Genomic DNA, 11,316 nt, shown 5'->3' on the forward strand with positions numbered 1-11,316 from the left:
ACTCTACTTTTTCTTTTGCTGACTATTAGCAACCTGATATAGAGTATCTAAAAAGTTTGTATATTTTCCTTTAAAACCATCTAATTTTGATTTATATTCATTTATATATTTAGACCAATTACTCCCACCAAAGTCTATCTGCATTTTATTAACCAAAACTAAAAGGTCGTTATTATCATTCTGCAATTTTTTGATAACAGTATAATAGTGATAATTAATCCCCTCACACGCATCAGATAGATCTTTTGTTGAATTATCCATCCTGTAGGCAGTAACCAAAGAGGAATTATAGCTCACTAATTCTTTCTCTTTCTGCGCAATTTTTTCTGAAGCAACATAATACGCTTTAATTTCAGGATATACTACCGCCGTTCCAATAGCTATCACTATACCTACGATAATCCCTATGATACCAATAATAGTACCTTGTTCTAATGCGTCAATTTCCTCTTCAGAAAGTTTTTTTTGATTAAGTTCCATATTCTGTATAACGTCTTCGATAGAGAAAGGTATTTTTCTCTGATCGTTTATGATTTTACTAAACAATCCAAAAGCGGCACTATTTTTTTCAATCATTAACCCTGCAATTTCGTTTATTTTATCTCTGTGCTCTCTATTTGAACTGTCCTTAAGTAAATTATAAATACGTGGTAAATCTCTTGCATATTCTTTAGTATCATCTCTTACTATCCTTGCTTTACTGCGGATTCTGTACTTATCACTCAGACATTCAGTTAAATATTTATCTTTTAACGTTAGATGATCCATTAAGTTTTTTATGGCGTCACGAATATTACTGATATTGGGTGAAGATTTATTTATTTCACCCTTTATTATATTTACACTATAATCTACATCTTTTGAAATACCGTTGATAAATCCAGGGAGCTCAGATATTAAAGTATTCAATTCATGCCCCTGCTTATTGATAAAACTTTGTATATTACTAGTAATATCAATTAGTTTTGAAAGATCTCCATCATCACCAATATAACGAACATTTAAATAATTTTTTTCTAAAACTATTATATTTTGCTTTAACTTACGACAAGCATTAATAAATTCAGACATGTTATCCATAGAGAATCCTATTTTATATTTTCATGTTAACCATAAGACATATATTACAACCTAGGAAACTAATAAATATATTTCAATGAGTCAACAATCAAAAATAACAACCACATTACAAGCAACAAAACCACCATATTATATCGTTTGTTTAATTATTTTTAAAAATTATCCTGTAAAGTAACACACAGATGACTGTAATAATGATTTTATTTCTTATCAACGTACTTCCATTAAACAATATTAACGAAACTAGCTTTAATAACTACAATATATACTGAATATATGCTCATAAATCTGCATATATGAATACTAATTATTTTCAACTAGTTAACATTAATTTCTGGAGGTTATTTTAAATGGCTAAATTATCTGTTATCAATAATATTATTAATGAAACTGAAGACAGTATTCATATTGTACAAGGTGAAGAAAATGATAAACTTCATACACTGAAAAGAAATTCAGAACTTAAAGTTTCTGTACGAATCCCATGGATTGGCAATCAAGACGAAGGGCATAAGGCTATTCGCATAACAATCAGTAGTTATGATAATACTATTTGGCTTTTCCAAGATTACCATCGCCCTGCAAATCAGGATCAAATTAAATATTATGAAGGTGAAGAATTCAACTACCAAAATGCAATAAATGTGCCAGGAAGGAGTAAAGGGGGAGGAGATAAAACTTTGTATTTCAAAGAGGAAAAAGGTAAAACTGTTTTTAGATTCCTTTGATTATATTATGACCATTAAATTTTTATCCTACGAAATAAAGCTATATGTAATTAACTTAATATCCATATATTGGTTGAGTAAGCTACCTAAATGAAGCAAACTCCAAGTATTGGACAGTTTACCTGATAGTTAACAAGGTCTGAGTTCGATATTGCCCCAGATTCAGACCTTTTCCTAAGGGCTGAAGATTTTCGCAAACCTTACCAATTGAGCAATTTCATGATGGAATACGCTACTTCTGAGGATACCCGCTACTGTTGTGAGCTCAGGCATGTCCATTTTAAGATCAAGTGTATTGATCTTACGGATGAAAAAATGGCATGTTTTTACTCACTAACTTGTCCCATGTTAAGTATTCCCGGAGTTATCCTTTAACTTCTGCCCAAAACTCATCACCAAGCAGAATCGTTAACATACTGTCCTCACAGCTAAGATTTTGCCACCCCAACTAGATTAGTGTCGAGGTAGTATAACACCGGGGGAGAAACATCCTTTTAGAGACCGGTAAGCGGGGCACAATAAGAATCTGCGAAAGTTACTGGTTCAAATGGCTTTTAGTACCGATGCAAATCGCACTTTAACTGGACCACTCCCTATGTTGATAAAAACTTATGGCGCTCTACCCTTAAACTTGCATTCATTCATACTGATAGCATAAATTCGTGGGACATTAGCTATTATTACATGTAATAATTATCGGCTATGTGATGCACAACCATGTTCAGCAAGTTACAACTATTTAATGCGCAAGGTGGAAGGATTTTTTATGAAGCTGAAAACAACGATCATTGCAGCAGCGGTACTCTCATTAACGGGTATTACCACTGTTCAAGCAGCTCAGGAGTTATCCCCGGAGAAAGCAGCAGAGCTGAAACCATTTAAACGTATTACAGTTACAGGCCCTTTTAATGCTATTTATGAAGCTGCCGATGCGGTTTCCCGTCGTGCAGACAAAATGGGTGCAGATGGGTTTTATATCCAAAGCCTTGACGATCTAAATAATAGCGGCAATCTGCGCGTTACAGCTGATCTGTATCACAAAGATGCAGAGAAAATTGATAATTCACCTAAATATCGTCTGTTCCGCGGCATCAAAGAATTACCCAAAGCAGAAGCTGTAACGTTGGAACCATTCGATACGGTCACTATTAACGGCTTTTACGACAATGAACCCGATTTGAATGAAGCCATTGCCAAAGAAGCTAAGAAAAAAGGCGCGGCGGCTTTCTTTATTGTTCGTCAGGTTGCAATCAATGATGGCGGTAATCAGACGGTGACAGCTTATGTTTATAAAGATGATGCACCAAAACGCCAAATTCAGGCTGATGAAGCCGTTATCCCGGCAGATTCCGATTCTGGACGTATTGCATTGGCTGCTGGTGGCGAATCAGCTAAGAAAGTAGAAATTCCTGGTTTAGCCTCTTCAACTTCAACCAGTAATTCTGTTGGCCGCTTCTTTGAAACCCAGTATTCTAAAGGCAAACGCTACACTGTAACTCTTCCTGATGGCACAAAAATCCAAGAATTAAATAAAGTCAGCGCTGCTCAGATGGTTCCTTTTGATTCCATCACCTTTTCAGGTTACTACAACAGCATGCCTGATGTTTCTTATGAAGTGGCTAAACGTGCCGCGGCTAAAGGTGCTAAGTACTATCATATTACCCGTGAATGGCAATCCAGTGGTGGAACCTCCACTATCAGTGCAGATCTGTTCAAATAATCAAAAACAAAAAAAGGCACACATGACCATCATATGTGCTTTTTTTACTTATACCCGTCATCTTTCAAGTTGCCTCTTTGTTGGCTGCACTCACTCACCCCGATCACATAGTTATCTATGCTCCCGGGGATTCGCTCCCTTGCCGTCGCGATGCATCTTGAAATCCATTGGGTTATATAAAGTAATAAAGTTCTTCAAATTAGTTAGCGGATTCCAACTTTGAACCGATACAATCAATGGCGTTCTGTATCGTCACTATTTTTTCCGCTTCTTCATCATCAATAGTTATCCCGAAATGCTCTTCTAGAGCCATAATCAGTTCAACATTATCTAACGAGTCGGCACCTAATTCCTCGAATGTTTGTGTATTAAGAATCTGGGTTTCAGGTATTCCAAGTTGTTCTGCAACAACACTTTTGACGCGATTCTCTAAATTTTCCACGCTGTATTTTCCTAGATGTACCAATTACAAGGGGAAACAGGTTGTTTCCCCATTCTTCATTAACACTAAGATTAAATATTTACACAACCGTCAGATGCATGAATGCTCCTGTGAATCTGGCACTTTCAGGGATAAAACATAACAGACGCTGATCTTTCTTCAATTTACCCGACTTCATAAGCTCATCCAACATGATATAAATAGAAGCCGATCCGGTATTTCCTTTCACTGTTAAGTTAGTAAACCAACGCTCTTGTTCAATACTAAAATTAATATCGTCAAGACCCTCGGAAAATTTCATGCGGAAATATTCAGATGAGTAATGAGGCAAGAACCAATCAATAGATTCTGAAGATAAGTTACGATCAGCAACTATCCGTCTCAATGGTTCGGTAAGTGTGAATTTAACGACCCTCTCATTTAAATATCTGACATCTTGTTTGATGCAGAAAACAGAATATGCAAGCCAATCAGCCTGACTCATTTGAGCCCAACCTTTCAAACTGCCATCTGCTAACTTTTCTCCACCTGAATACATACATGTCTCTTGCTCATTAGCAAAAGAGTAAATATCTATCCAATCAATTCGTAATGAAACACCATCAGGTCGAGGTTTATTTTCAAGTAAAGCAGCGCCGGCACCATCAGAAAGCATCCAACGCAGAAAATCTTTTTCAAAAGCGATTTCAGGGCGTCGTTCCAGTTCTGCAACCCGAGCTTCGTTTTCACTCTGGAAATTGCGGGCATGCAATACAGTGGAAGGTACTTCCGACGTTGTTGAAACCGCATTACTTGTCGCTCCTGAAAGAACGGACAAATAAGCATATTTCATCGCTGTCATACCCGCAGCACAAGCACCGGAAGTTGAGATAACTTCACAGGGTTTATTTTTGAGCTCTCCATGAACCATGACACCATGACCCGGTATAATTTGATCAGAAGTACCACTGCTTGCTGCCAGACTTTGCATATCGTCTAAAGAGAAGTGTTCATCAACCAAACCTTTTACTGCCTCAGCCGCTAGTTGAGCAGATGTATAAGTTGCCTCACCGGTCTCTGGATCCAGTGCATAATGGCGATATTTGATCCCATTATTGCGAAGGACTATATGACGAGATCTTGATGGACGACCACCAACAAAACCAAGGACAGATTCCATTGTATTATTATCTATCGGGTTTCCCGGCATAAACGCGGAAACTTTAGTGATATAAACGTTGTTACTCATTTAATTATTTATCTCCTTATCATCATAGCGGGCAGAACCAGAAGGTTGTTCATAGTATTTCTGTAATTCATTAAGACGTTCTTTTAGTAATGGGGAAAGCAAACGGCGCACAACCACTGAAATAGGAAAAACAACCAGTACCATCAATATCAAATAGGTTACAAACAACGCTAATAAAGAGCGTCTTACCCATATCCCTCGTTTGCCCACACGGCAAATCAACCCAGACCAAAATCTAAATCCTCGATGTGCCGCACGTTCACCGAAAATAAAAGCTTGGTCGACAACCGCCGCTCCCATACCTTTCAACATTGGAGCATCAACTTTCTCTTTATCCGTTTTGAGCGCTGCCAACAATGCATCACCAAAACGTGTAGCATCTTTAACGTCTTCCTCCGATACACCCGCCCGCGGTAAGTTAGGGAATGGCTGTCTTTTTCCTGTCATTAGCCATATCGGGGTTGTGAATACTGTCGCAAAAAAGTTTGCTTTATCAACAAAGACCACGTTATCACGCAAATACGCTCCACTTTCATGCAACAATCTTTTGACAGTTTCTTGAGCTATCAACCACATGTTTCGGCAAGCAATAACTGTCACCACTGGTCGGCCATTAAGTAAACGCTTTCCTTCTTCACTCTTAAGAAATGCCACTATCGGAGGAGCCGGTGATAAATACCAAACTTGGTAGCCTAATATGACCAAATCAAAAGGTTCTTCGTCTTCCAGATTCAAAGGCGCTAGCTCAGGCGGATGTAACTGCACTGTTTCTGGGAAAACATCAACAAATTTAGAAAACTTCCAGGGAAATTCAAATTCAGGAATCGGTTTCAGAATAACTTCACGGATGTATATCTCGTCAGACTCTTGCAGGGGTGAAATTAAGCTTTTTACCACCTCGATCAATTGGCCGCTTTGGGAATACGACACTACAAGAACACGTTTCATATGTTCTAACCTTTATGAATATTTAATACTGAGCCATTCATCGGCACCTAAAAGATAAAAATTTGAATGACAGCTATCCCCTAACCATCTGAGAATATTTTTTGGTATACGTACATATAATCATTCCTGAAAATTAAAAACATATATACCCGTTATCTTTCAAGTTGCCTCTTTGTTGGCTACACTCGCTCACCCCAGTCACATCGTTATCTATGCTCCCGGGGATTTACTCCCTTGCCGTCGCGATGCATCTTTAAATCCATAAGGTATACAAGAAAAATAAGTTAATAAATCGCAGAGTAATATTTTCACAAACAATATAAATCAAAACAGTCGTTGTCAACATGATTTTTTTATTTTTATATAAGATTAGTTTTATATCACATTGTGGAAATTTAATTAGTTACTGATAGAAAAATCAATGAAAAATATATTAACTTGAATATAAAATTCACAAAATCAATTAAAATCAAAAAAATATTTAAATCAAATCAATAAATTAAAAAAACATTCCATATGTTTTAATTTGATAAGATATCCATAACATTATGAAATTACATATCCAATAGATTAATTTAATAATCTGACATGAAAACAAGAGATGATTATTACTTAGCAGTAATATTACATAAAAAAATGAAAATTAGAGGTAAAACTTTATTTTTCACAACTATTTTATTAAATTTTGAGATCGATCGAAAAAATTAAAATAAAAATTACTTAATTAGTAATAACACCATAGTAATTCATGCTTATTACCTATTTACCTTAGTACAATAAACAGCATTATAAAAATAACGCATATCAGCTTATAAAAATAAATTGCATCTCACCACACCCAAACTCACCATCAAACAATGCATAAATTTTATAGTTATTTGCATAGAAAACCATTGCATCCAGCTCATACCCTTCGTAGAATCCCCCCCTATTTCTAGGTTCAATCAGTCTGTTTCTCCGTTCTGTACAGCTTGGAAGCGATAAAACCCCGATACCCAGTTCATCTTTATGATCAGGATAATGAACTGGTTAATAATGCAGTTTATGTCATATTAGGAACATATTTTTGGAAAAGAAACTAGGTCTCACAGCGCTTACTGCTCTGGTACTCAGCTCTATGGTCGGTGCGGGTGTTTTCAGCTTACCGCAGAATATGGCTGAAATCGCCAGCCCGGCAGCGTTAATGATCGGCTGGGGAATAACAAGTGTCGGTATCCTGTTCCTGGCGACCGCACTGTTACTGCTCTCTCGTCTTCGTCCGGATCTTGATGGAGGGATTTTCACTTATGCCAAAGAGGGCTTTGGTGAACTAATAGGCTTCTGTTCTGCCTGGGGATATTGGTTATGCGCAGTCGTTGCCAATGTTTCTTATCTGGTTATCGTTTTTGCCGCCCTGAGCTTCTTTACTGATAAAGGGGGCATTGTCATCTTTGGTGACGGCAACACTTGGCAGTCCCTATTGGGAGAATCTATTCTGCTCTGGTTCGTACATTGGTTAGTACTCCGCGGCGTTCAAACCGCAGCCGGAATCAACAAATTGGCGACAATGGCAAAATTGCTGCCTTTAGGTGCTTTCATCATACTTGCCGCCATTGCTTTCAAAATGGACATCTTTCATTTCGACTTTAAAGGCATCGATTTAGGGGTTCCTGTCTGGCAACAAGTAAAAGATACCATGTTGATTACCCTTTGGGTTTTTATTGGTATTGAAGGTGCTGTTGTGGTGTCAGCCAGAGCGAAAAAACGGACAGATGTGGGTATTGCAACCATGCTGGCTGTCGTTGCGGCGTTAACAATATACATCTTGGTCACCCTACTCTCCCTTGGATTAGTACCACGACCTGAGTTAGCAGCAATGCGCAATCCATCAATGGCCAACCTGATGGTGGGGCTTGTTGGCTCCGCCGGTGAAATCATTATTGCTGCCGGATTGATTGTCTCCGTCTGTGGGGCTTATCTGAGTTGGACAATCATGGCCGCAGAAGTGCCATTTATCGCTGCCCAACACGGCTCTTTTCCAAAAGTATTTAACCGGCAAAACCGCAATAATGCGCCATCATCTTCATTGTGGTTCACTAATGGCGCTGTACAACTCTCTCTGGTTTTGATCTGGTTGAGTGGAAGCAACTACAATTCATTGCTGACAATTGCATCCGAAATGATTTTAGTGCCCTATTTCCTTGTCGGGGCATTTCTTTTAAAAGTCGCTTTTGATCGTAGCAATAAGGGGTTATTACTCATTGCTGTTGGAGCATGCATTTATGGCATATGGCTGCTTTATGCATCCGGTTTGATGAATTTGCTATTGTCTGTTGTTCTCTATGCACCAGGTCTTATTGTTTTTTTGTATGCACGCCGCCAAAACCCGCAGAAAAATAGCTTACATCTGGCTGAAAAGCTCACTATTACCGCATTGCTGATAACAGCAATCCCTGCCACTGGGTTGCTAATCAAGTAATCCCGTCAGATCCAGCCATTATTCCCCTGTAATGGCTTTCTGGATTTTCATATAGCAGTTTGTTTGGTTTTTCGTTGTTCTGTCATATTTTTGTTAGTGTTATCTCTAAAAGTATGTTGTAACTAATTTTGTTAATGCAACTCGATGGGTATGATTATTTAATCCGACATTCCGCACCGCATTCGTAATTTGCTGTTTTAATTAAGAATTAACAAGTGAGTGAATTTTATACAAACAATTTAAAATCAGTATATTACAGATATAGCTGCGGAATGACAGTTTAATCAATTTTTGTCGAATTCTAAAATTATTCACCCCGTGTTGAAGGAGCAAATCAAGATGATTTTCAAAGCGACTATGTTGATAGATGTATTCCTGATCATCATCGGCAAAGATGTAAAACAAATATCTATTTTGTCCTATTGGAATCGTCTCTGCCTGGAGCATTCGCACCGTAACAAATTCAGTACGAATGCCCTGATAAAGATCAGATATTCTCCTTAAATTATTTCAGTTTATCGGCCCAATCGGCAATTGCATCTGCCGCCTCGATCGGCTTTTCGGCCGGTAGCGCATGGCTGGCACCTTCAATCACTGCGACAGTAACGCGGTTGCCGAACTCATCCTTCGCTTCCATTCGAGACGATTCAGGTCGAAACGGATCGGAACCCGCCTGTAGATCGAGGATTGGTGCCGTCCCGCCAGCCCACCAATCCTTGCGATTGGTTAGCTTACGCGCCGAGGACTGACTTTTTATAACATCAGAATGCCACCCCTCAAGCCAAGGCGTCGGGTCATTGCCTGCCGCGAAGAAGGCAAGCTTAAGTTTCGTCAGCCGCTCCTCACGGGTAGATTTCGGATCACTTATCACCATGATCGCATCCGAGAGCTCCGAGGGCCAAGATTTCGCCGCCCCAGCCAAAAGTACGATGCCACGCGTCATTTCGGGATAATCCGAGGCAATCGTCTTGGCGATCCAATGGCCATAAGCGTGCCCCACCACAATTGCCTTACCTCCTTCCGCCGCAACTACTGCCGCAAAATCGTCGGCAAAGTCGTGGAAAGTCACATTTTCCATCGGACCAGTCGACCCCGAGATTCCGCGTGGTTCCGGCAGAGCAACGCGATAGCCGCGCCTCGCCAGTCGATCTGCGAGTGGCGCGAATTCTGCGGTTCCCCGCCCGGTTGAAGCAATCACCACGAGCAGTGGCCCCTTCCCTCGCACCGAATATTCGATCGATGCCACGCCATTGGTGACAGTTTTCTGCTCTGCTTGCATGGCCGAAGCCGGATGCGCGACGGCAAACACGATGGACAAAAAGCCTAATATCAAGACGAACTGTTTCATTTTCCTCCCTTACAGGGTTAATTGTGTGAAGTGTTTATACCCTATGGATTTCAAGATGCATCGCGACGGCAAGGGAACGAGTGCAGCCAACAAAGAGGCAACTTGAAAGATAACGGGTATATAACGTCAACTAAGATAAGCATCGCTATAAACAATAAATATAGAAAGATCACATTAGAAGACTATAGAGTAATTTAATCCAGGTGACTTACTCCATTAGAATAAAAATTCTCAAAGAGAAAATGACAGCGAGAGGTAATAACATAAAAATAATAGAACAAAAAAATAAATTCTTAAGAGTGATAAATTAATTGTGATTTATATCACAATTAATTTTATAACCAATTATTAATCAAAAGATATTCGCATTAATTAGCATAATGATTTATTACATACAATAAATCACGTTAATATTAAAAAATAATCCTGTTTAAGAAATAAATACAGATAAAAGTCTTAAATGCAATACATTATCGAGTCATTCTTTGGATTTTTCCTAATTAATCGCTATGATCGCCCGGCTTTACCCCAAAAAAGACACAGTTTAAGTTATCGTTGTTGTTATCGGGTAAAAGCTATATTCCCTACGGATTTCAAGATGCATCGCGACGGCAAGGGAGTGAATCCCCGGGAGCATAGATAACGATGTGACCGGGGTGAGCGAGTGCAGCCAACAAAGAGGCAACTTGAAAGATAACGGGTATAGATATTTACACGCTGTATTGACGTTTATACAGTTCCCATTAAATCAGTATTTCTATTGCCCTGACGCCATGCTCGACAGGGTTAGGATCTATTTAAAATGAAAGCTAAACTGATTATTTCATCCTTACTTGCATCTTCTGTATTTATTTCTGTAGCAAATGCAGCAGACGGAAAAATCAACTTTACAGGTAATATCATCGCGAATGCCTGTAAAATCGATACCGACTCTGCAAATCAAAACGTAAACATGGGAACAATTAGCTCAAATGCATTTAGTGGCGTAGATAGTACCGCGGCTGCAACACCCTTTAGCATTAAGATGAGTGATTGCCCACCAGAATATACTCATGCACAAGTTAAATTTGATGGGCAGATAGATAATAGAAATAACAATCTCCTGGCCTTATCCAATGATAAAGGCCAGGAAGTCGCCGATGGCGTTGCTATTGGTATCTATGAAGAAGATAACTCAACGCTGATTCCTTTGGCAAAAGCCTCCAAATCCCAAGCTTTTACTGATCAAAAAACAGCAGAATTGAAGTTCATTGCAAAATATGTTGCTACAGCTCAAGCAATTAGCCCGGGCTCAGGTGATGCAGTCGCCAATTTTACGATTGTTTATAACTAAGACAGGCTAAATTTAGAACGAAACTTTATTC

11 protein-coding genes are annotated in these 11,316 nt (G+C 38.9%); 6 read left to right on the plus strand and 5 right to left on the minus strand.

The features are described from left to right. Positions 1-3 precede the first annotated feature (3 nt). Positions 4-1,080, minus strand: a complete 1,077-nt coding sequence (locus AACQ38_RS12490) for a hypothetical protein (protein ID WP_165578271.1) — start codon at positions 1,078-1,080, stop codon at positions 4-6. A 350-nt stretch (positions 1,081-1,430) separates the two neighbouring features. Between AACQ38_RS12490 and AACQ38_RS12495 the strand changes: the two genes are divergently transcribed. Next, positions 1,431-1,808, plus strand: a complete 378-nt coding sequence (locus tag AACQ38_RS12495; protein ID WP_052739376.1) for a hypothetical protein — start codon at positions 1,431-1,433, stop codon at positions 1,806-1,808. A gap of 766 nt (positions 1,809-2,574) precedes the next feature. Then, a complete protein-coding gene (gene ydgH / locus AACQ38_RS12500; RefSeq protein WP_011146420.1) occupies positions 2,575-3,528 on the plus strand; it encodes a DUF1471 family protein YdgH in 954 nt (317 codons plus the stop codon). 199 nt (positions 3,529-3,727) lie between these two features. Here the strand turns inward: ydgH and stlE are convergent, their stop codons facing one another. The 3 genes from stlE to stlC all read right to left on the minus strand — a co-directional run bounded on the left by stlE (position 3,728) and on the right by stlC (position 6,146). Next, positions 3,728-3,970 carry a stilbene biosynthesis acyl carrier protein StlE gene (stlE, locus tag AACQ38_RS12505; protein WP_011146419.1) on the minus strand — a complete coding sequence of 81 codons (243 nt, stop codon included), beginning with the start codon at positions 3,968-3,970 and terminating at the stop codon, positions 3,728-3,730. A 79-nt stretch (positions 3,971-4,049) separates the two neighbouring features. Next, the gene (gene stlD / locus AACQ38_RS12510) at positions 4,050-5,198 is read right to left on the minus strand and encodes a beta-ketosynthase StlD (RefSeq protein ID WP_011146418.1); all 1,149 of its coding nucleotides are present in this window, start codon (positions 5,196-5,198) and stop codon (positions 4,050-4,052) included. Continuing rightward, complete coding sequence (stlC, locus tag AACQ38_RS12515; protein ID WP_165578272.1) at positions 5,199-6,146, minus strand: stilbene biosynthesis aromatase StlC; 948 nt, start codon at positions 6,144-6,146, stop codon at positions 5,199-5,201. Between the two features lie 1,066 nt (positions 6,147-7,212). Between stlC and AACQ38_RS12520 the strand changes: the two genes are divergently transcribed. After that, complete coding sequence (locus AACQ38_RS12520; RefSeq protein ID WP_109791524.1) at positions 7,213-8,604, plus strand: amino acid permease; 1,392 nt, start codon at positions 7,213-7,215, stop codon at positions 8,602-8,604. Positions 8,605-9,109: 505 nt separating this feature from the next. On the opposite strand, the gene AACQ38_RS12525 is transcribed toward AACQ38_RS12520, so the two are convergent. Continuing rightward, on the minus strand, positions 9,110-9,952 hold the full coding sequence (locus tag AACQ38_RS12525; RefSeq protein ID WP_112872284.1) for an alpha/beta fold hydrolase: 843 nt from the start codon (positions 9,950-9,952) through the stop codon (positions 9,110-9,112). A gap of 30 nt (positions 9,953-9,982) precedes the next feature. On the opposite strand from AACQ38_RS12525, the gene AACQ38_RS12530 reads away from it, so the two are divergent. The 3 genes from AACQ38_RS12530 to AACQ38_RS12540 all read left to right on the plus strand — a co-directional run bounded on the left by AACQ38_RS12530 (position 9,983) and on the right by AACQ38_RS12540 (position 11,285). Further along, entirely contained in the window at positions 9,983-10,150 is a 168-nt protein-coding gene (locus tag AACQ38_RS12530; RefSeq protein ID WP_158538231.1) for a hypothetical protein, read from the plus strand. 449 nt (positions 10,151-10,599) lie between these two features. Beyond that, the gene (locus AACQ38_RS12535) at positions 10,600-10,758 is read left to right on the plus strand and encodes a hypothetical protein (protein WP_162129012.1); all 159 of its coding nucleotides are present in this window, start codon (positions 10,600-10,602) and stop codon (positions 10,756-10,758) included. After that, complete coding sequence (locus AACQ38_RS12540) at positions 10,755-11,285, plus strand: fimbrial protein (RefSeq protein WP_011146413.1); 531 nt, start codon at positions 10,755-10,757, stop codon at positions 11,283-11,285. The genes AACQ38_RS12535 and AACQ38_RS12540 overlap by 4 nt, the downstream gene beginning before the upstream one ends. Positions 11,286-11,316: the final 31 nt, after the last annotated feature.

The sequence above is a fragment of the Photorhabdus sp. RW14-46 genome (assembly GCF_963887965.1).
Taxonomy (GTDB): domain Bacteria; phylum Pseudomonadota; class Gammaproteobacteria; order Enterobacterales; family Enterobacteriaceae; genus Photorhabdus; species Photorhabdus laumondii.